We start from the raw sequence: 20553 nt of genomic DNA, 5'->3' as shown, positions 1-20553 counted from the left end.
ACCTGTACAGAGCTGTGTCTCTGTACAACTTTCTTCAGCATAGATTCATGGGTGTACAAGTCAAATCATTTGTATAGGTTTTTTTGCGATTGGACGCAATTCCTGTGGGAGCGAGCTTGCTCGCGAATACGGAATAACATTCAACAAATGCATTGATTGACACACCGCGTTCGCGAGCAGGCTCGCTCCCACAGGGGGGCGGTGGTTATTTCCAGCCCTGCAGCCATTCAGCGTTGTTTTGTAGCGTCTGCCAATCGAGGCGCTCAGCACGCTTGGTCAAGACCGCCTGCAATTCGACTTCCAGCACCGTGCCCTCCTCATCACGGAACAGCTCGGTCACCAGAAAATGTTTTTCACGATTCAGCGGGTGAGTTGCTGTCCATTTCGACAGCAGCAATTTACGCGGATTGATGCGGTTCATTGCAGGTGTTCGTGCAAACGGCGCGCGGCTTCCTGACCGCTGAGCCATGCGCCTTCGACTCGCCCGGACAGGCACCAGTCGCCGCAGGCATACAGACCCAGATCGGCGTCGGCCAAGGTGCCCCATTCGTGGCCGGTCGCGGGACGTGCGTAGAGCCAGCGGTGGGCGAGGCTGAAGCTCGGCGCGGGCATGGCGCTGTGCAGCAATTCGGCAAACGCACCGTGCAGTTGTTCGATCACCGCTTCCTTTGACAGGTCGATATGTTGCCGGCTCCACGCGCTGGTGGCATGCAGAACCCACGTGTCGAGGGTGTTGTCGCGCCCCGGTTTACTGCGGTTGCGCGCCAGCCAGTCGAGCGGGCTGTCCTGCACAAAGCAGCCTTCGATCGGCGTATCCAGTGGTGTTTCGAAAGCGAGGGCGACGGCCCAGGTCGGGTCCATTTTCACCCCGGCGGCAGCCCCGGCAAGTTTTGGTGCGGCGGCCAGCAGGGCAGTCGCTTGCGGCGCTGGCGTGGCGATCACGACATGACTGAACGGCCCGTGCGTGAAACCTTCGGCGTCCTGCAGATGCCAATGTTCTTCACCGCGATAGACCTCGGTAATCCGGCAGGCGAAGTGCACTTCCAGACCATCGAGCAAGCCACGGGTGATGGCGCTCATGCGCGGCGCACCGACCCAACGGGTCTGCTCGTCCGGCGACAGGTTCAGTTGCCCGCCCTGATAGGTGTAGAGCTGTGGTGTCCACTCGGCGACCCAGCCCTGGCTTTGCCAACGCTGCACTTCGGTGACGAAGCGGCGGTCGCGGGCAGTGAAATATTGCGCGCCCATGTCCAGCGAGCCAGCGTCGCTGCGCTTGCTCGACATGCGCCCGCCGCTGCCGCGACTCTTGTCGAATAACTGGACGGTGTGCCCGCTCTCTGTCAGAGCCTGGGCGGCGGAGAGTCCGGCGATGCCGGTGCCGATGATTGCGATAGGTACAGTCATAGGGGCCTCGTTTACCTTTCTGTACAGACTACGCCGTGGATGAAACCTGTACAATTTTGTTTTTTGGTATAACTTCTAACGTTCTCGTTCTGACAGCTTGGCCTATGGTTAAACAATAGAGCCTGCCCGATTGAAAAGATCCCTGCTTATAAAAATAGACTAGTGATCCGGGTTAAACGCCACGCGAGGAAGATGTCATGCACATATTGCTGACCGGCGGTACTGGTTTGATCGGGCGTCAGCTCTGCCGACACTGGTTGGGGCAGGGCCACCGCCTGACGGTGTGGAGCCGCAAACCGGAGAAAGTCACGAAAATCTGTGGTGCGCAGGTGCGTGGTATTGCGCGTCTGGAAGACCTCGGCGAAGCGTCTGTGGACGCGATCATCAATCTGGCCGGTGCGCCGATTGCCGATAGGCCGTGGACTCATCGCCGCAAAGCGTTGCTGTGGAGCAGCCGTATCACCCTCACGGAAACCCTGTTGGCCTGGGTGGAAACGCGTGCACAAAAACCGGCGCTGCTGATCTCCGGTTCGGCGATCGGCTGGTACGGCGACGGCGGTGAGCGCGAGCTGACGGAAGAATCACCGCCGGTGATCGATGACTTCGCCAGCCAGTTGTGCATTGCCTGGGAGGAAACCGCGCTGCGCGCCGAAGCCCTGGGTGTCCGCGTGGTGCTGGTGCGAACCGGGCTGGTGCTGTCGGCCGAGGGCGGCTTTTTGTCGCGCTTGCTGTTGCCGTTCAAACTCGGGCTGGGCGGGCCTTTGGGCAATGGTCGGCAGTGGATGCCGTGGATTCACATCAACGATCAAATCGCCCTGATTGATTTTCTTCTGCACCGCGAGCAGGCCACTGGTCCTTATAATGCGTGCGCGCCGCAACCTGTGCGCAATCGCGAATTTGCCAAGACGCTGGGCAGCGTTCTACACCGCCCGGCGTTCATGCCGATGCCGACGCTGGCATTGAAAGTCGGCCTCGGTGAGATGTCTTTGTTGTTGCTCGGCGGCCAGAAGGCCATCCCGGCACGCTTGCTGGAAGCGGGTTTCACTTTCCAGTTCACGGATTTACGCGCGGCTCTGGACGATCTCTCCGGCCGCCTCTGAAATAGGACGTTGCATGACCGATCACGCTTTGCTTCTGGTCAACCTGGGTTCCCCGGCCTCAACCTCAGTGGCCGATGTACGCAGCTACCTCAATCAATTCCTGATGGACCCGTACGTCATCGACCTGCCATGGCCGGTGCGGCGTCTGCTGGTGTCGCTGATCCTGGTCAAGCGTCCAGAACAGTCGGCCCACGCTTACGCCTCGATCTGGTGGGAGGAGGGCTCGCCGCTGGTGGTGCTCAGCCGTCGTCTGCAGCAGCAGATGACCACGCAATGGACCCACGGCCCGGTAGAGCTGGCCATGCGTTACGGCGAGCCATCGATTGAAACCTGCCTGCTCAAACTGGTGGCGGCGGGGCACAAGCGCATCACGCTGGCGCCGCTCTATCCGCAGTTCGCCGACAGCACCACGACCACAGTCATCGAAGAAGCAAAACGGGTGATTCGCCAGAAGAAACTCGACGTGCAATTGTCGGTGCTGCAGCCATTCTACGATCAGCCGGAGTACCTCGATGCGCTGGTTGAAAGCGCCCGGCCGCATCTGCAGCAGGACTACGATCACTTGCTGCTGAGCTTCCACGGTTTGCCTGAGCGGCACCTGACCAAACTCGATCCGAGTGGCAATCATTGCTTCAAGAATGAGGACTGCTGCAAGAACGCCTCGCCTGCGGTATTGGCGACGTGTTATCGCGCGCAATGCCTGCGGACAGCGGCGTTGTTCGCCGAGCGCATGGGCTTGCCGGAGGGCAAGTGGTCGGTGTCGTTTCAGTCGCGTCTGGGGCGGGCGAAGTGGATCGAACCGTACACCGAAGCGCGCCTGGATGAGCTGGCGAAAAGCGGCGTGAAGAAGATACTGGTGATGTGCCCGGCGTTTGTTGCCGACTGCATCGAGACCCTGGAGGAAATTGGTGATCGCGGCAAGGAACAGTTCCGCGAAGCGGGGGGCGAGGAGTTGGTGCTGGTGCCGTGTCTGAACGACGACCGGCAATGGGCGAAGGCGTTGGCGACCCTCTGCGAACGAGCGCCGCTGGCGCTGTGATGATCGTTCCCACGCTCTGCGTGGGAATGCAGCCCGTGACGCTCCGCGTCACTGGACGCAGAGCGTCCCTAGAGGCATTCCCACGCAGAGCGTGGGAACGATCACTCAGGGTTAGATCAGCGGCTCATCCGCCTTCTTGTTCTTCCAGCCATCATTGCCCGGCAGAATCAGGTTCAGCGCAATCGCCACCACCGCGCACAGCGCGATGCCTTTGAGGCCGAAATCATCCGGGCCAGTGCCGGTGCCGACCAGCACACCGCCAATGCCGAACACCAACGTCACCGACACGATCACCAGATTGCGTGCTTCGCCCAGATCGATCTTGTGACGGATCAGGGTGTTCATCCCCACCGCTGCAATCGAGCCGAACAGCAAGCACAAAATCCCGCCCATCACCGGCACCGGAATGCTCTGCAGCAGCGCGCCGAACTTGCCAATGAACGCCAGGCTGATGGCAAAGATCGCCGCCCAGGTCATGATTTTCGGGTTGTAGTTCTTGGTCAGCATCACTGCGCCAGTCACTTCGGCGTAGGTGGTGTTCGGCGGACCGCCGAACAGGCCGGCGGCGGTGGTGGCAATGCCGTCACCGAGCAGGGTGCGATGCAGGCCTGGCTTCTTCAGGTAATCGCGGCCAGTCACGCTGCCGACGGCAATCACGCCACCGATGTGCTCAATGGCCGGGGCCAACGCTACCGGAACGATGAACAGAATCGCCTGCCAGTTGAACTCCGGCGCGGTGAAATGCGGAATCGCGAACCACGGCGCAGCGGCAATCTTCGCCGTGTCGACCACGCCGAAATAGAACGCCATGCCGAAGCCGACCAGTACGCCCGAGATGATCGGCACCAGACGGAAAATGCCTTTACCGAACACCGCCACGATCAACGTGGTCAGCAGCGCCGGCATCGAGATCATCATCGCGGTCTGGTAGTGGATCAGTTCAGAACCATCGCCAGCCTTGCCCATCGCCATGTTCGCGGCAATTGGCGCCATGGCCAGACCGATGGAAATGATCACCGGACCAATCACCACCGGCGGCAGCAAGCGGTCAATGAAGCCCGTGCCTTTGATCTTCACGGCAAGGCCGAGGAAGGTGTAGACGAAACCGGCTGCCATCACACCGCCCATGGTCGCGGCGAGGCCGAATTGGCCCTTGGCGAGAATGATCGGCGTGATGAAAGCGAAGCTCGACGCCAGAAACACCGGCACCTGACGCCCGGTGACGATCTGGAACAGGATCGTCCCCAGACCCGCGGTAAACAGTGCCACGTTCGGGTCAAGGCCGGTGATCAGCGGCATCAGCACCAGGGCGCCGAAAGCCACGAACAGCATCTGGGCGCCGGACAGCACCGTGCGCCAGAGCGGATCGTTGAACTCTTGCTGCATGGTCACGCGTCCTTCTGCTTGGTGCCGAAGATCTTGTCACCGGCGTCGCCAAGCCCAGGAATGATGTAACCGTGCTCGTTCAAGCGCTCATCGATGGACGCGGTGTAGATGGTCACGTCCGGGTGAGCCTTTTCTACGGCGGCAATGCCTTCCGGCGCGGCAACCAGCACCATCGCGCGGATGTCCTTGCAACCGGCTTTCTTCAGCAGGTCGATGGTCGCCACCATCGAGCTGCCGGTGGCGAGCATCGGGTCGATGATCATCGCCAGGCGTTCATTGATTTCCGGAACCAGTTTTTCCAGATAAGTGTGCGCTTGCAGGGTTTCTTCGTTGCGGGCGACGCCCACCGCGGAAACCTTGGCACCCGGGATCAGGCTCAGCACGCCTTCGAGCATGCCGATACCGGCGCGCAGGATCGGCACGACGGTGATCTTCTTGCCGGCGATCTTCTCGACCGACACGGTGCCGCACCAGCCTGCAATATCGTAGGACTCCAGCGGCAAATCTTTTGTAGCTTCATAGGTCAACAGGGCGCCGACTTCCTGAGCGAGCTCACGGAAATTCTTGGTGCTGATATCGGCGCGGCGCATCAGGCCGAGTTTATGGCGGATCAGCGGATGGCGGATCTCGAGGATGGGCATGGAAAAACTCCGGCGGCGGGCAAAAAAACCGGCCTAGATTAATCTATCCGAGGGTGATGTCCTATAGGACATTCTGTACGTTAGTCCATTAAGGCTTGATTCGACCGGGCGGGATGCGTACCTTTGCCCGCTTTTCCAATTCCGCCAACCCCCTGGAGAGCGCCATGTCCGCTGATCTCGAGCATATCCGTCAAATCATGCGAGAGGCTGACTGCCTGTACACCGAATCTGAAGTCGAGGCCGCCATCGCCCGCGTCGGTGCACAAATCAACGAACAACTGGCTGACAGCAACCCGGTGGTGTTCTGCGTGATGAACGGCGGCCTGATTTTCTCCGGCAAACTGCTGACGCATCTGCAATTCCCGCTGGAAGCGTCCTACCTGCACGCGACCCGTTATCGCAATGAAACCAGCGGCGGCGACCTGTTCTGGAAAGCCAAGCCGGAAGTCTCGTTCATCGACCGCGACGTGCTGATCATCGACGACATCCTCGACGAAGGGCACACCCTCGGCGCGATCATCGACTTCTGCAAACACGCCGGCGCACGCAAAGTGCACACTGCCGTGCTGATCGACAAGGATCACGACCGCAAGGCGCGTCCTGACTTGAAAGCCGATTTCGTCGGCCTGCCGTGCATCGACCGCTACATCTTCGGTTACGGCATGGACTACAAAGGCTACTGGCGCAATGCCAACGGGATTTTTGCTGTTAAAGGCATGTAAGCAAGATCAAAGGATCGCAGCCTTCGGCAGCTCCTACATGGGATTGATGTACACCCTGTAGGAGCTGCGGAACGCTGCGATCTTTTGCTTTTAATCCCATGCTAGAGTGCTCGGCCCCGCCCCACGGAGCCTGTCATGCACCTCTTGATCCGCAGCCTCGCCGCCCTGTTGCTGACCTTCAGCCTGCCGCTTTTTGCCGCGCCGATGCACAGTCAATTCCTGCCGCCGGACGATCTGACGGTGCGCGATGCCGAACCCGAGCAGCAGCAATTGCTGCAGGTCACCGACTACTCCGTGGTTGTCGGCGCACAACGCCAGTCCAATCAACAACCGATCCCGGTCACTTCACCGCTGATGATCCGCCTCAAGGGCAAGTCCCTGAACAAGGGCGCGACCATCTCTCAGGTCCTGGTCAATTTCGACGGCGAAAGCAAAAGCCTGAAAAAGCCGGTTTATGACGACAAGAGCAAAACCCTGACGCTGTTTTATCCACAGGCCCAATACCGCGTGATCATCGATCTGCTGCGCAACGACACCGTGTATGTGCAGTTCCTCAGTTACGCCAACGGCCACATCTGGGCCGATTTGCACACTGGCAGCACGCGTTCGCGTTGAGCCCGGCGGCAGGGCAGGGGTAAACTGCCCGCCCCGTGTCATGTCTGCGAGCTGGAGTCGGCAATGCGTAAAGATAAGAAACAAGTGATTGGTGACGAGATCGGCGATGAGCAGATCAAGCTGTTCCTCGATTTTGAGCCGGTCGACGCCACTTCGCCGTCGTTGCACAAACTGATCAAGGCCTACCGTGGCCTGCGTATCGATGACTTCGAACGCTTTCTGGGCTTCTTCGTCGCGGCCGGTTACGACGTCGATGGCAAGGACGAGCAGGGCAAGACCTTTGTTGACCTGATCGCTGATCAGCGTAACGCGGCCGAGTACATCGAGCTGATCGACAAAGCTCGCGCTTAAGATCAAAAGATCGCAGCCTGCGGCAACTCCTTCATGGGATTGACGTACACCCTGTAGGAGCTGCCGAGGGCTGCGATCTTTTGCGTTTCATCAGGCATAAAAAAACGCCCCGCACTCACTGAGTACGGGGCGTTTTTTATGCGGCGTGATCAAGCGTAGCTTGGGGTCTCGCTGCTTTCTTCAACCAGCTCCAGCGCGATGTTGTTCTGCGTGTTGATCTTGCGATACAGCGCAGCATCGGTTTCCAGGACTTTTTCACGGGCCGGGAAGATTTCCGCCAGTTTGCCGGCCCACTCGCCTTTGGCCTTGGCCGGGAAGCACTTCTCGATCAGTTCCAGCATGATCGAAACGGTTACCGAAGCGCCTGGCGAAGCGCCGAGCAGGGCCGCCAGCGAACCGTCCTTGGCCGACACCAGTTCGGTACCGAACTGCAGGATGCCGCCCTTTTTCGGGTCTTTCTTGATGATTTGTACCCGTTGGCCGGCCACTTCCAGACGCCAGTCTTCGGCTTTCGCCTCTGGGTAGAAGCGGCGCAGGGAATCCAGACGCTGCTCCATCGATTGCATCACTTCGCTGACCAGGTACTTGGTCAGGTCCATGTTGTTTTTCGCCACCGCCAGCATCGGCCCGATGTTGCCGGCGCGAACCGACAGCGGCAGGTCCATGAAGGAACCGTGCTTGAGGAACTTGGTGGTGAAACCGGCGTATGGCCCGAACAGCAGGGATTTCTTGCCATCGACCACGCGGGTGTCCAGGTGCGGCACCGACATCGGTGGCGAACCCACAGCGGCCTGGCTGTAAACCTTGGCCTGGTGCTGTTTGACCACTTCCGGGTTGTCGCAGCGCAGCCATTGGCCGCTGATCGGGAAGCCGCCGAAGCCTTTGCTTTCTTCGATGCCCGAAGCCTGCAGCAACGGCAACGCCGCGCCGCCCGCGCCGAGGAAGACGAATTTGGCGTCGACTTCACGGGTGTTGCCGCTGTTGACGTCCTTGATGCTGACGGTCCAGCCAGCGCCGTTACGCTTGAGGCCGGTGACGCGCTTGCAGTATTTGACTTGAGTGTCCGGAGCGCTGGTCAGGTGCTTGAGCAACTGATTGGTCAGGGCGCCGAAGTTGACGTCGGTGCCGTTCATCACGCGGGTGGCGGCGAGGACTTCGTCCGGCGAGCGGCCCGGCATCATCAACGGCATCCATTCGGCCATTTTGGCCTTGTCTTCGGTGTACTCCATGTCGGAGAAAGCATGGTGCTTGCTCAACACGTCAAAGCGCTCCTTGAGGAAGGAAACGCCTTTATCGCCCTGGACGAAACTCAGGTGCGGCACCGGGCTGATGAAGGATTTGCACGAGCCGAAGGTGCCTTTCTTGGTCAGGTACGACCAGAACTGCTTCGACACCTCGAACTGGGTGTTGATGTGCACGGCTTTCTTGATGTCGACGGTGCCATCGGCGGCCTGCGGCGTGTAGTTCAGCTCGCACAGACCCGCGTGGCCGGTACCGGCGTTGTTCCACGGGTTGGAACTCTCCGCAGCACCGGAATCCATCAGCTCGACGACTTCCAGCTTGATCGCGGGGTCGAGCTCTTTGAGCAGTACGGCAAGAGTGGCACTCATGATGCCGGCCCCAACCAGTACTACGTCGACTGCTTCGTTATGCGCCATTTAACGCGTCTCCAAAATCTGCAGCACCAAATTGTCGGCATGGCTGCCAGGCGTTCCGGGACAGATCAATTGTGTCCAGGCTATCCGTGGTCAGGTCGCCATGTCCGAATCTTCGCAATTTTTCGCAACTTCGACGGATGCGTGCGGCCTGGCTTCAAGAGCTCCATGAACTCATTTCAGCACGCGGCTGGCAATTCGACTTATGGTCGAGACATCCGTTTTTGTGCAACCAAATCCGTAGCGGACAGGCTTCAGGCTCCGATATTCGAGGTATACCCGGTCCTGTGTCGTTGGGCTGTTTCAGACGCTAATGGTGCATGTTCAGACGCAAAACTTTTCATTTGCTCGCCACACTCTTGTGAAGTTGTGAAAACCCGTTTTTTTCACGCTCTTTTGAAGACGTGAACCTCAAAAAAGGGCTGTCCAGGCCTGGCACCTTGCCCGCAAAGGCAAAACAACGCGGTGGCCGAGCGTCATGACAGCTCTGCAGATTCGCGAAAAGCGGGGTTTTTGCCGGAAGAACAGGCAAGCGCGCCAACTTCACTCGATCTGTGTGGGCGGCTCTCTGTGGGCGATTTTGGGTGTCGATGCATGCGCATTGACGCTGTTGCGGGGCCCGATCAGGAGACGTCCTTATAATCGGGGGGAGATTGTATCGAAGAAATGCGCGCAGTTGCTCGTGTTTAATGACTTTTATTAGGCATCCGGTCAGATGCTCAACATCGCCTGCACCCGTGCGTGGGGCTGCGACGCTATGACGCGGGCGCTGGCGGGCAGAGGCTGGTGCAACCAGTTGAGGCGGATTTCTTCGATTTCCACCCAACCGTCGCCCATTGGCTGCAGGCTGCACTGCTTGAATGCCTGGCAATGACCGTTGCGATCGAGCAGGGCGAAGCTGCGGTGTAGCGGGCGTGGCGCGAACAACGAGATCAGATAACGCATGATTGAGTACCTTGTGGGGGACTGATTGCAAGGTTGCTAATGCGCCGTGACGTGAGCGTGTATGCCGGGTGAATAATCTGTGACAGGAACCGCTTTCCCATGGGTTTGTCAGACATTTCAGTATTCGCTGCCGGGCGCTGGTTACCCGCAGTGGCCCACCGCTATACTGCCGGCCTGTTTGTGCCTGATTCTGGAGAGAAGAGCATGTTGCAACGCCTGTTGTTCGGTTTGATCACTGTGGCCGGTTTGACCCTGGCCGGCTGCGCCCACAGCCCGCAACAACTGAGCCCGGAGCCGAAGCTGACCACTCAGCTGGCAGCCGTCGGCCGTGGCCAGCCAGTCGTCGTTCGTGTGGTTGACGGTCGTCCGTCGCCAACGTTGGGCACCCGTGGCGGCCTGTACCCGGAAACCAGCGCCATCACCGTGCAGCGCGAGCAGATCCTGCCGAAGTTGCAGGCTCAGGCTGAAGCCGCCGTGCGTCTGCTCGGCTTCACCCCGACCAACAACGCGCCAAACGCTCCGCAACTGACCGTGACCCTGGCCGAGCTGAAGTATCAGTCGCCGAAAGAGGGCATGTACGTGACTGAAGCAACCATCGGCGCGACCTTCCGCTCCGATGTACAGAACGCCAACCGTCGCTACAGCGGCCGTTACGGTGCGTCGCTGGACCAGCGTTTCGGCATGGCGCCGAACCAGGAAACCAACACCAAACTGGTCAGCGATGTGTTGAGCGATGCGCTGACGCGTCTGTTCAAGGACCCGACTGTGGGTCAGGTGCTCGGCGAGTAAGTTTTCGACGGATGTGAAAAAAGCCCGGACCAGTTATGGTTTCGGGCTTTTTTGTGGGTGTCAGGGTTGGAATTTGTGTCGTATGGGAAATCGATCCCCCTCACCCCAGCCCTCTCCCCCAAGGGGGAGAGGGGGAAGGGAGCCGATTTGCGTTGTTCTCGAGATCTACATCCACCTCGAAGTTTCAGGTCGATGTATTTCGACCAAACAACCCGGTCAGTCACCTCTCCCTACGGGCGGTCCGACGTTTCGGGAGGGCTAGGGTGAGGGTGCTTTTGCTTTTAGGCGGCCTGTGAGTAGAAATCGAGAACGCTCACGCCCGTCAGCAAATCAGTCTCGGGCAAATCCGCATGCTGATGCCCGCCCAGCGCGCAATACACCAGCCAATGGCGATCCTGGACATTGAAGGCAAGGCTGCCGACGAGACTCTGTTGTTCGTCGTAAGGTGTGATGAGGTACAGACGGTCCTGGTTTTCAGCGTGAAGCATGTCGCATTCCATGTGTGTTTCGAGGCGCGCAGGGTGGCCTATCCACATGACGATGCCGTGACACAGGACAGCCATCGGTCGATTGTCAGGTAATTTGTCGCAAAGGCTGGGGCAGGGTGGCGAGGTTTGGGTAGAATCCGCGCCGCAGTCGTCGATCTGGCGTCTGCCACACCGGTTCAGATAGAGGTCTGTGATGTCGCTGCACTTGATGACGCTGTTTACCGCCCATCCCGCCAAATTGATCAATCTGCTGGCGCTGTTGTTGGCGTTTCCGGGCAGTTGGCTGTTGCACGCGACCCGCCGCCGTGAACAACGCGCGATGGCCAGCATTGCCGCCCAGCGCCAGGCGCAGCCGAATGCCGAGCCGATTCTGGATTGGGCGACCTTGCGCATGAACCGGTTTTTCTATCGTTTCGGTTTTGCCTGCCTGGGCCTGGCGCTGATCGTTTCCTGGATCAGTACGCGCTTCTAAAAGCAAAAGATCGCCGCCTGCGGCAGCGCCTACACGAATCTCATGCAGGCACTGCCGCAGGCGGCGATCTTTTGATCTTGCCGTTGTTTTACAGCGGCAACCCAGCCTTGACCCGGAACTGATTGCGCACCGGCGTCGCATATTGCAGCACCAGATACGGACGATGTTCCTCAGGGCAAGCGTCCAGTCGGCTCTGCCACTCTTCCTGCGCCTTGGCCAGTTCATCCGCCGGGAACACCTCGGCAGCCTTCGGCACATTCAACTGCGGATCGGTGTCAGCCCACTGGGCATACGCCAGGTAATGCACCGGGAACAAGCGGTAACCGCCGAGAATCTGCTTGTCCATTTCGACCGCCAATTGCTTGGTGTCTTCAAACAGCTCGGTGATTGGCGCGGCGAAGTTCACGTGCACGCGGCCCTTGTAGCCGGTGATGCCCTTGGCAATGCTCACATCGTCCTCACCCGGCGCTTTCGCGTAGGTTCCGGTGGTGGCGCGGATGTACAGCTCACGGGCCTTGGCCTGGTCGCACGGGTCGTATTCGTAGCTGATCGACACCGGGGTGACGTTCAGCGAACGGATGACCTCGCCGAACGGCTCGTCCTTGCGGCTCATGTGGAACATCTTGAGGATCGCCGACTCGGTGCGGTCATCGCCGTCCTTCGCCCGACCTTCTGCCTGAGCGATCCAGATCGAGGCGCAATCGTTGCGGATCGAGTGGTTGATGTACGCCGACAACAGTTGATACGCAGCCATTTTTTCGCGACGGCCGGTGATCGAACGGTGAACGATAAAGCTCTTGTTCAAACGCATCAGGTCGCTGACGAACGGCTTCTGCAGCAGGTTGTCGCCGATCGCGATGCGCGGCGTCGGCAGGCCGGCGTGGTACACGGCGTAGTTGACGAAGGCCGGGTCCATCACGATGTCGCGGTGGTTGGCGATGAACAGATAGGCGCTGCCCGACTTGAATTGCTCGACACCGGTGTAGGTCACGCCGTCGGTGGCGCGCTCGATGGTGTGGTCGACGTAGGACTCGACCTTGTCCTGCAACGTCGCCACCGAGGTCACGTCGGCGAACTCACGACGCAGCCGATGGGCTATAAGTGGTTTGAGCATCCAGCCGAAGGCACCGGCAAAACGCGGGAAGCGGAAGTGGGTGAGGATATCTAGAAACGCCTTGTCGCCAAGCAGTCTTGCCAGTACCACAGGTACTTCGCTGTCGTCGTAAGGTCGGATGGCATCGAATTCGCCCATCATGCTCTCTTGTTGGAAACGGCTAGGGTAAGTAAAGGTTTTGATCGAAAACCCGCGGGGCACGGTCTGAAAAAGTAGCCAGACAAAAATAGCCCTGCAAATAGACCGGCGATTATACGCACAAGTCACTTGGGAGACCGCGATGCTGGAACCTGCTGAATACGAATGTCCTTATTGTGGGGAAGCGGTCGAGACGTCAGTGGACCTGTCCGGCGGCGATCAGACCTATATCGAAGATTGTCAGGTGTGTTGCCGGCCAATCACGTTTGTATTGCAGGTCCACGGAGAGGACTGGTTTCTGGAAGTGTTCAGCGAAAACGAGTGAGGCGCGCCCATGCAGCGAATCTACGATCCGGAAAACCTGATGGAAGGTGAAATGCTCAAGGGCATGCTCGCCAGCGAGGGCATCGAAGCGCATCTGGTCGGCCGCGATTTGCTTGGCGGCACCGGTGAGCTGCCGATCTTCGGCCTGCTCGGGCTGTCGGTGGATAACGATCAGGCCGAATACGCCCGTGAGCTGATCACCGCGTACAATGCCGCGCTGCCGCTGCCCGGCGATGAACCGGAGAGCTTTCCCGGGACGCTGGTCTGTTAGGCTGAGCTTCGTTTTACTTCAGAGTCGTGTTGCCCCATGTGTGGACGTTATGCCCTGTTTCGCTGGAACCGTGATTTTGCGGCCCTGCCAGGTTTTCCCGCCGATCAACAGGCGCAGTGGAACATTTCCCCCAATGATTCGGTGTTGATGCTGCGTGCCGGTGAAGACGGTGAGCGCACCCTGGCCCGCGCCCGTTGGGGACTGACGCCGCCGTGGCTGACCGATTTGTCGAAGACGCCGGCGCATGCCCGTGCGGAAACCGTGGCTGAGCAACCGATGTTTCGTGAGGCACTGCGCCAGCGTCGCTGCCTGCTGCCGGCGAATGGTTTCTACGAATGGCGCGGAACGCAGCGCAAGCGGCCGTACTGGCTGACGCCGGGGGAGGGCGCTTCGCTGTTTTTTGCGGCGATCTGGGAAGCGTATCCGGTGCAGGAGCAGGTCTGGTTGAGCACGGCGGTGATTACGCAGCCGGCGTCGAGTCAGCGGCGGCCGTTGATTCTCGATGAGGCGGGGCAGGCGGCGTGGCTCGATCCCGAGACGCCGTTGCATGTGTTGCAGGGCTTGCTGGCCAGTGAACCGGCGGCGTTGCGTGAGCGGGTGCTGGCGAATTTGATCAATGATCCGAAGCTCAATGGGCCGGAGTGTCTGACCCCGGGTTGACTGGGGCAGATCAAAAGCCCCTCACCCCAGCCCTCTCCCGGAGGTAGAGGGGGCCGACCGAGTTGTCTCGAGTGATCTACCGACCTGATGCATCGAGTCGATTATGGATTCAGCGAGTATCTTTCAGGTCGGCGTATTCCTTAAGCATCCCGCAATCAGTCCCCTCTCCCTCTGGGCGGTCCGACGTTTCGGGAGGGTTAGGGTGAGGGGCTTTGCGCTTTTCAGACCTTGAACTGATTGATCAACCGCCGCTGCTGCTCCGCCAGCTTGGTCAAATCCGCACTCGCCGAACTCGACTCATCCGCACCCCCCGCCACTTCATTCGCCACTTGCCCGATATTGATCACGTTACGGTTGATATCATCGGCCACCGCGCTCTGCTCTTCGGCGGCACTGGCAATCTGCGTATTCATGTCGTTGATCACCGACACTGCCTGAGTAATCGTCTCCAGCGCTTGTGCCGCTTTCGCCGCGTGCTGCACGCTTTCGTCGGTGCGGTTCTGGCTGTCTTCCATGACCCGCACGACATCGCGGGTGCCCTGTTGCAGTTGCTGGATCATCGTCTGGATTTCTTCGGTGGCTTTCTGCGTTTTTTGCGCCAGATTGCGCACCTCGTCGGCCACGACAGCAAAGCCGCGACCTTGCTCACCGGCACGCGCTGCTTCAATCGCCGCGTTCAGGGCCAACAGGTTGGTCTGCTCGGCAATCGCGCGAATCGCCGTGAGGATCGCGTTGATGTTCTCGCTGTCCTTGGCCAACGTCTGCACCACGTCCACCGCCTTGCCGATTTCCACTGCCAATACGCCGATCGAGTTCGATGTATCACGGACGATCTGCATGCCCTGACTGGCCGCCTGATCAGCATGGCCGGCCGCTTGGGCTGCCTGCGTCGCATTGCGCGCGACATCCTGGGCGGTGGCGGTCATTTCCTGCACCGCCGTGGCGACCTGATCGATCTCGGCCATTTGTTTCTGGATACCGATGTTGGTGCGAATGGCGATGTCGGCGGTGTGCTCCGAAGAATCGCTGACGCTCTGCACCGACGTCACCACTTGGGTGATCATCGCCTGCAATTTGGCGAGGAAGGTATTGAAGCCCTTGGCGATCGAACCCAGTTCATCACTGCGGTCGCTGCTCAGGCGTCGGGTCAGATCACCTTCACCTTGAGCGATGTCATTAAGCATGGCGACCATTTGCTTCAGCGGTCGGGCGATGCCGTGGCCGACCAGCCAGATCACCAGCAAGCCAATGCCGGCGATGATCAGACCGACCATGGCCATGCCGAACGTGTCGGACTTGCGTTCGGCATCGAGGTCGGCCTGCAGTTTTTGCAGATCCGCCATCACCGCGTTGAGCGGCAGTTGCAGCATCAATGTCCAGCGTGCGTCGGTCTGGCCGATGCCGAACGGCAGGTACAGCTCGATGCGGCCCTTGTCTTTGTTGACGGAGTAAGTCACTTCGCCGCGTTTGAGATTGGCCATGTTGGCAATCTGCTCGGCGTCGAGGATGTCGCTGACTTTTTCGCCGAACTTGCTGGCGTCCTGGGTGTAGGCAACGATCCGGCCGTTGCCGCCGATCAGGGCCATTTGCCCGGCTCCGCTGTAGAGCTTCTGGTTGGCGGCGAGGAGCATTTCCTGAATGAAGTTCACCGACAGGTCGGCGCCGACGATGCCCTGGAAGGTGCCGTTGAGCATGATCGGTTCAATGAAGGAGGCGAGCATGACGATCTTGTCGCCGACCTTGTACGGCGCCGGATCAATCACGCAGGCTTTTTTGCTCTCTTTCGAACACAAGTAATACTCGCTGGCGCGCACGCCGGTGGACAGGGTCTTCTGGTCGTCGACGTCGACCAGTTTGTCGAGGCCCAGGCTGCCGTCGTCGTTGCGGAACCACCACGGCAGGAAGCGCCCGTTGGCCGCGTCGATACCGACCACGCGGGTGCCGACATAGGCCGCGTCATTGTGGTCGAGGGCATTTTTTTCCCAGCCGATGTAGGTGCCGAGAATTTTCGGGTTCTTTTCGACGTTCTCCTTGATCAGGCTGATCAGTTGCTCGCGGCTGACGTTCAAGCGCGGCTGGCCATCGGCGTCGGGCGTGCCGAGCAGGGCGTTGACCCGCACCAGCCCACCGGCAATCAGCAGCGGCGCTTCGAGTTCGCGCTGGATCTGGCTGACCTGGGTTTGTGCCAGCGACGTCAGGCGCTGTTCGATGACTTGCTCGAACTGGGCCTGGGTGCGCTGTTGCACCATCTCTTGAGTACGGGCGCCGGAAAACAGCGCATACAGCACCAGCGCGACCACCACGCTAAGCACGATGGCGCCGGCCAGGGCGGCGACGGAAAACTGGATCGACTTGAACTTCATGGGAGCTCCGCACGCAAGAGGACGTCTGCGCTGATGTATCGGCAGTCGGCATCGGGCCATGAGTGCGAGCCGGTGCAATTGAAAGCCGATGTCGCAAATGGATCGGTGCGCGACGCAGTTGCTGCGGGCCTGGCGATCGCTGTGAATTTTTTACGACAGCTCAAGTGGGAAGCGTCTGAAAGTCGCTGCAACACGTCCGTTGTATCTAGCGTCGATACAATTACCCGCCTAGGATACGCGGCAGGTTTTCAGGGAGTTTTTGAATGAACAAGACATTGGTTGTAAGTGCACTGAGCGCAGCGCTGTTGCTGGCCGGTTGTCAGTCGGTCAACACCACCAGCGGCGGTGCCGTGGGTGTGGAGCGCAAGCAGTACATGTTCAGCATGCTGTCCTCGCAAGAGGTCGACCAGATGTATGCCCAGTCGTATCAGAAGACCGTCGGCGAGGCCTCCAGCAAGGGTGTGCTGGACAAGACCAGCCCCGAGGCCAAGCGGGTTCAGGCGATTGCCAACCGCCTGATCGCCCAGGCGCCGAACTTCCGTCCGGATGCGGCGCAATGGCAGTGGGAAGTCAATCTGATCAAGAGCGATGAGCTCAACGCCAACTGTGGTCCTGGCGGCAAGATCATTTTCTATACAGGGCTGATCGACAGCCTGAAGTTGACTGACGATGAAATCGCCGCAGTGATGGGCCATGAGATTGCCCACGCCCTGCGCGAACACGGTCGTGAAGCAATGTCGAAGGCTTACGGGATTGAAATGGCCAAGCAGGGCGCGGGTGCGTTGCTCGGTCTGGGTCAGGACAGCCTGGCGCTGGCCGACACCGTGGCCAACTACGGCATGACCCTGCCGAACAGCCGTGCCAACGAAAACGAAGCCGACCTGATCGGCCTGGAACTGGCCGCTCGCGCCGGCTACAACCCGAACGCCGCGATCACCTTGTGGAACAAGATGAGCAAGGCGTCGGAAGGTTCGCCGCCGGAGTTCATGAGCACTCACCCGGCCTCGGCCAGCCGGATTGCCTCGCTGCAGGCGGCGATTCCGAAAGTCATGCCGCTGTACGAACAGGCTCCTAAATCCTGAGTCGGTGATCGTTCCCACGCTCTGCGTGGGAATGCCTCAAGGGACGCTCCGCGTTCCAAAAGGGACGCAGAGCGTCCCCGGCTGCGTTCCCACGCAGAGCGTGGGAACGCTCCTTCTCTCAGGGTTAAACCCAGCCACTGCTCTGCATCGCCTTGTACACCGCAACGATTGCCAGAATCATGAACGCCGATGCCGCGAGGCGACGGATCAAGGTCAGCGGCAATTTGTCCGCCGCAAAGTTACCCGCCAATACCACCGGCACGTTGGCAATCAACATGCCCGCCGTCGTCCCGATAATCACCAGCCACAGTTCCGGATATTGCGCGGCCAGCATCACCGTGGCGACCTGAGTCTTGTCACCCATTTCAGCCAGGAAAAACGCAATCAGCGTGGTCAGGAAAGGCCCGAACTTGCGCGCGGTGCTGGTTTCATCGTCATCCATTTTGTCCGGGACCAATGTCCACAGTGCCGTGGCGGTGAAGCTCGCGGCGAGAATCCAGTGAAGTACGGCGTCTGAGAAAAAACTGCCGAACCAGGCGCCTACCGCACCGGCCGCTGCGTGGTTGGCCAGGGTCGCGGCAACAATACCGGCAATGATCGGCCAGGGTTTGCGAAAGCGAGCGGCGAGAATCAGCGCGAGCAGTTGCGTCTTGTCGCCGATTTCGGCCAAGGCAACGATTGCGGTGGGAACGAGTAACGAGTCCAGCATCAGGATTTCCTAAGGGGCGGGTCGACACGGCTATGACACGTACAGCCTTCCCGCCCCGGGTAAGGTGTGCGTGTCATAGGTCTTGTCAAACCCTGCGATCCGTCTGCTGCGGACGCTTGGGTCGCATACGCCATGATCTGAGGATCAAGTATGTTGACGTATGCCGGACGAGCTTGGCGCTCGTGGGAGACTACTCCCCTAGGACGGAGCGGATTCTGCCTTCGCAAAACCGATTGAGCAAGCCTCTTTTTTAAAAGAAGTTTCAGCCGCGCTTGGCGCGGTAGATGCGGAAACCATTGCCTTCGGCCTTGATTGCGCAGACACCCAGATGCTCCTCGATCAGCGGTTGATACTTCAGGAAGCTGTTCGCCACCAGCCGCAGTTCGCCGCCGTTTTTCAGGTGTTTCGCTGCTTTTCGCAGCAAGTTCTCGGTGGCGAAATAGTCGGTGTGCACGCCGACATGGAACGGCGGGTTGCTTAGAATCGCGCTCAAACCCATCGGTGCCGCATCGATACCGTCACCGGTCAGCACTTCGGCTTCCAGACCATTGGCCGCCAGGGTCAGGCGGCTGCTGGCGGCGGCGAACGCATCGACGTCCAGCAACGTGACCTGATTGTGTGGGTAGCGACGTTTGACCGCAGCGCCCAACACGCCCGCGCCGCAACCGAAGTCGAGCAAGTGGCCACTGGGCAGTTTGTCCAGATGCTCCAGCAGCAGGGCGCTGCCTCGGTCCAGGCGACCGTGGCTGAATACCCCCGGCAGGCTGATGACTTTCAACGGACCCTCGGCCAAAGGCAATTCATACGTCTGCGCCAGGCTTTCCAAAGATTTCGCTTCAGGCGCATTGGCCACGGTGACTTGCCAGAGCTGGCAATGGCGCGCGCTGTCGAGCTTGCGTGGCTTGCCGAAAGGGTTGAGTTGCTTGGACGCGCCTTCGATGCCGCTGCGTTTTTCGCCGACGAGAAACACCTCACGCCCGGCCAGGCGCGAAGCTACGGCGTTGAGGATGTAGTCGGTCAGATCCTTGGACTTGGGCAAAAACACCACGGCGCTGTCGAACTCACGCTGCGGGACGTTCACGCCAAAATCACTACGACCTTCGAAACGAGCGTCCAGCGCGGCTTGATCGCCGGCATGCCAGCACCAGCCGAATGCATTGGGCAGGCGCCCGAGCAAATCGTCGGCAGGCAAACCAGCCAGCAACAACGAACCTTGAAACCACTCGGGCTGACGAAGCAGTACTTCACTGCGCGGATCCATAACTGCTCCTCAAAAAAAAGTGCCGCAGTTTATCAACTGACGACCCGCAGCGCCTTACCGCTGAAGAACGCCTGGGCGTTTTCGCGCAATTGGCCGACGATACGTTGCCGCGCTTCAACACTGCCCCAAGCATTGTGCGGGGTGACGATGAGGCGCGGGATGTCGGCGGCCAGCAGCGGATTGCCTTGAGTCGGTGGCTCGACACTCAGCACATCGGTGGCCGCGCCGCCAAGGTGACCGTTGCGCAAGGCATCGGCGAGCGCCTGCTCGTCGATCAGTCCGCCGCGTGCCGTGTTGACCACGAATGCACCGGGTTTCATCGACGCCAGTTCGCGGGCACCAATGAAGTGGCGGGTGTCTTCGTTGAGCGGGCAGTGCAGGGTGAGGGCGTCGATCTGCGGCAGCAGCTCAGCCAGTGGCAAGCGATCCGGGCGGGCAGGGCGCCCCGGAATCTGTCCGAGCAATACGCGCATGCCAAACGCTTCGGCCAACCGCGCCACAGCACCGCCGAGTTCGCCATGACCCAGCAAACCGAGGGTTTTGCCTTCCAGCTCAACGATTGGGTAGTCGAGCAGGCAGAACTGTTTGGCCTGCTGCCAGCGACCTTCGCCAACGGCTGTCTGATAATCGGCCAGACGCGTGGCGAGGTTGAGCAACAGCATGATCGTGTGTTGCGCCACCGACGGCGTGCCGTAACCCTGGCAGTTGCACACGGTGATGCCCTGAGCGCGGGCGGCAGCAAGGTCGACGTTGTTGGTGCCGGTGGCGGTGATCAGGATCAGTTTCAGATCGGGGTTGGCGGCCATCGCGGCGGCGTCGATCAGGATCTTGTTGCTGATCGCTACGGTAGCACCTTGCAGGCGTTCGGCGACTTGCCCGGGCAAGGTCTGGGCGAACAGCTGCAGATCGCTGAAACACTCGCGCAACGGACTGAGGTCGAGGTCGCCGAGATCCAGCGAAGGGTGATCAAGGAATACCGCGCGGCGCGTGTTCGTCATCAACTGTACCTTTTGTGCTGTGAGCG

The 20553-nt window shown here is 59.9% G+C and carries 23 protein-coding genes and 1 riboswitch; of the genes, 11 read left to right on the top strand and 12 right to left on the bottom strand.

Going from position 1 to position 20553, the window contains the following annotated elements; all coding sequences use genetic code 11:
• Positions 1–205: 205 nt before the first annotated feature.
• Entirely contained in the window at positions 206–421 is a 216-nt protein-coding gene (locus P3G59_RS24185) for a TIGR02450 family Trp-rich protein (RefSeq protein WP_277759258.1), read from the bottom strand.
• Positions 418–1404: an FAD-dependent oxidoreductase gene (locus P3G59_RS24180; protein ID WP_277759257.1), complete on the bottom strand. Its 987-nt coding sequence runs from the start codon at positions 1402–1404 to the stop codon at positions 418–420. The genes P3G59_RS24185 and P3G59_RS24180 overlap by 4 nt, the downstream gene beginning before the upstream one ends.
• A gap of 197 nt (positions 1405–1601) precedes the next feature.
• Between P3G59_RS24180 and P3G59_RS24175 the strand changes: the two genes are divergently transcribed.
• Both P3G59_RS24175 and hemH read left to right on the top strand, forming a co-directional pair.
• Entirely contained in the window at positions 1602–2504 is a 903-nt protein-coding gene (locus P3G59_RS24175) for a TIGR01777 family oxidoreductase (protein ID WP_277759256.1), read from the top strand.
• A gap of 13 nt (positions 2505–2517) precedes the next feature.
• Positions 2518–3543 carry a ferrochelatase gene (gene hemH / locus P3G59_RS24170; protein WP_277759255.1) on the top strand — a complete coding sequence of 342 codons (1026 nt, stop codon included), beginning with the start codon at positions 2518–2520 and terminating at the stop codon, positions 3541–3543.
• Positions 3544–3654: 111 nt separating this feature from the next.
• Here hemH and P3G59_RS24165 read toward each other — a convergent pair whose 3' ends face one another.
• Positions 3655–4929, bottom strand: a complete 1275-nt coding sequence (locus P3G59_RS24165) for a uracil-xanthine permease family protein (protein WP_103306094.1) — start codon at positions 4927–4929, stop codon at positions 3655–3657.
• Positions 4930–4931: 2 nt separating this feature from the next.
• Positions 4932–5570: a uracil phosphoribosyltransferase gene (gene upp / locus P3G59_RS24160; RefSeq protein ID WP_102359089.1), complete on the bottom strand. Its 639-nt coding sequence runs from the start codon at positions 5568–5570 to the stop codon at positions 4932–4934.
• 164 nt (positions 5571–5734) lie between these two features.
• Between upp and P3G59_RS24155 the strand changes: the two genes are divergently transcribed.
• The 3 genes from P3G59_RS24155 to P3G59_RS24145 all read left to right on the top strand — a co-directional run bounded on the left by P3G59_RS24155 (position 5735) and on the right by P3G59_RS24145 (position 7258).
• A complete protein-coding gene (locus P3G59_RS24155; RefSeq protein WP_016987197.1) occupies positions 5735–6292 on the top strand; it encodes a hypoxanthine-guanine phosphoribosyltransferase in 558 nt (185 codons plus the stop codon).
• Positions 6293–6427: 135 nt separating this feature from the next.
• Positions 6428–6907: a hypothetical protein gene (locus P3G59_RS24150; protein ID WP_277759254.1), complete on the top strand. Its 480-nt coding sequence runs from the start codon at positions 6428–6430 to the stop codon at positions 6905–6907.
• A 63-nt stretch (positions 6908–6970) separates the two neighbouring features.
• Entirely contained in the window at positions 6971–7258 is a 288-nt protein-coding gene (locus P3G59_RS24145; protein ID WP_277759253.1) for a PA4642 family protein, read from the top strand.
• Between the two features lie 149 nt (positions 7259–7407).
• Here the strand turns inward: P3G59_RS24145 and mqo are convergent, their stop codons facing one another.
• Complete coding sequence (gene mqo / locus P3G59_RS24140) at positions 7408–8916, bottom strand: malate dehydrogenase (quinone) (RefSeq protein ID WP_277759252.1); 1509 nt, start codon at positions 8914–8916, stop codon at positions 7408–7410.
• Between the two features lie 708 nt (positions 8917–9624).
• Positions 9625–9858, bottom strand: a complete 234-nt coding sequence (locus tag P3G59_RS24135) for a hypothetical protein (RefSeq protein WP_277759251.1) — start codon at positions 9856–9858, stop codon at positions 9625–9627.
• A 204-nt stretch (positions 9859–10062) separates the two neighbouring features.
• On the opposite strand from P3G59_RS24135, the gene P3G59_RS24130 reads away from it, so the two are divergent.
• The gene (locus tag P3G59_RS24130; protein WP_277759250.1) at positions 10063–10647 is read left to right on the top strand and encodes a YajG family lipoprotein; all 585 of its coding nucleotides are present in this window, start codon (positions 10063–10065) and stop codon (positions 10645–10647) included.
• 281 nt (positions 10648–10928) lie between these two features.
• Here P3G59_RS24130 and P3G59_RS24125 read toward each other — a convergent pair whose 3' ends face one another.
• Entirely contained in the window at positions 10929–11135 is a 207-nt protein-coding gene (locus P3G59_RS24125) for a hypothetical protein (RefSeq protein ID WP_008083982.1), read from the bottom strand.
• A 193-nt stretch (positions 11136–11328) separates the two neighbouring features.
• On the opposite strand from P3G59_RS24125, the gene P3G59_RS24120 reads away from it, so the two are divergent.
• Positions 11329–11607, top strand: coding sequence for a hypothetical protein (locus P3G59_RS24120; RefSeq protein ID WP_016985168.1), 279 nt, complete (start codon positions 11329–11331; stop codon positions 11605–11607).
• Between the two features lie 88 nt (positions 11608–11695).
• On the opposite strand, the gene P3G59_RS24115 is transcribed toward P3G59_RS24120, so the two are convergent.
• Positions 11696–12859: a 1-acyl-sn-glycerol-3-phosphate acyltransferase gene (locus tag P3G59_RS24115; RefSeq protein WP_277759249.1), complete on the bottom strand. Its 1164-nt coding sequence runs from the start codon at positions 12857–12859 to the stop codon at positions 11696–11698.
• 142 nt (positions 12860–13001) lie between these two features.
• Between P3G59_RS24115 and P3G59_RS24110 the strand changes: the two genes are divergently transcribed.
• The 3 genes from P3G59_RS24110 to P3G59_RS24100 are packed head-to-tail and all read left to right on the top strand — an operon-like array spanning position 13002 to position 14114.
• Complete coding sequence (locus tag P3G59_RS24110; RefSeq protein WP_277759248.1) at positions 13002–13184, top strand: CPXCG motif-containing cysteine-rich protein; 183 nt, start codon at positions 13002–13004, stop codon at positions 13182–13184.
• A 9-nt stretch (positions 13185–13193) separates the two neighbouring features.
• Positions 13194–13454, top strand: a complete 261-nt coding sequence (locus P3G59_RS24105) for a DUF2007 domain-containing protein (RefSeq protein ID WP_277759247.1) — start codon at positions 13194–13196, stop codon at positions 13452–13454.
• Between the two features lie 36 nt (positions 13455–13490).
• Positions 13491–14114, top strand: coding sequence for an SOS response-associated peptidase (locus tag P3G59_RS24100; RefSeq protein WP_277759246.1), 624 nt, complete (start codon positions 13491–13493; stop codon positions 14112–14114).
• A gap of 221 nt (positions 14115–14335) precedes the next feature.
• On the opposite strand, the gene P3G59_RS24095 is transcribed toward P3G59_RS24100, so the two are convergent.
• Positions 14336–16477, bottom strand: a complete 2142-nt coding sequence (locus tag P3G59_RS24095) for a methyl-accepting chemotaxis protein (RefSeq protein ID WP_277759245.1) — start codon at positions 16475–16477, stop codon at positions 14336–14338.
• A 263-nt stretch (positions 16478–16740) separates the two neighbouring features.
• Between P3G59_RS24095 and P3G59_RS24090 the strand changes: the two genes are divergently transcribed.
• Positions 16741–17559 (top strand): M48 family metallopeptidase, encoded by an 819-nt coding sequence (locus tag P3G59_RS24090; RefSeq protein WP_158836139.1) that lies wholly within the window; start codon positions 16741–16743, stop codon positions 17557–17559.
• 124 nt (positions 17560–17683) lie between these two features.
• Here the strand turns inward: P3G59_RS24090 and P3G59_RS24085 are convergent, their stop codons facing one another.
• The 3 genes from P3G59_RS24085 to P3G59_RS24075 form a co-directional block, all read right to left on the bottom strand.
• Positions 17684–18268, bottom strand: a complete 585-nt coding sequence (locus P3G59_RS24085) for a TMEM165/GDT1 family protein (RefSeq protein WP_277759243.1) — start codon at positions 18266–18268, stop codon at positions 17684–17686.
• 88 nt (positions 18269–18356) lie between these two features.
• Positions 18357–18479, bottom strand: a riboswitch (yybP-ykoY riboswitch).
• Positions 18480–18530: 51 nt separating this feature from the next.
• Positions 18531–19529, bottom strand: a complete 999-nt coding sequence (locus P3G59_RS24080) for a class I SAM-dependent methyltransferase (RefSeq protein WP_277759242.1) — start codon at positions 19527–19529, stop codon at positions 18531–18533.
• Positions 19530–19561: 32 nt separating this feature from the next.
• A complete protein-coding gene (locus P3G59_RS24075; RefSeq protein WP_277759241.1) occupies positions 19562–20527 on the bottom strand; it encodes a 2-hydroxyacid dehydrogenase in 966 nt (321 codons plus the stop codon).
• Positions 20528–20553 lie beyond the last annotated feature (26 nt).

The sequence above is a fragment of the Pseudomonas sp. A34-9 genome (assembly GCF_029543085.1).
Taxonomy (GTDB): domain Bacteria; phylum Pseudomonadota; class Gammaproteobacteria; order Pseudomonadales; family Pseudomonadaceae; genus Aquipseudomonas.
This window is presented reverse-complemented; position numbering and strand designations above follow the sequence as displayed.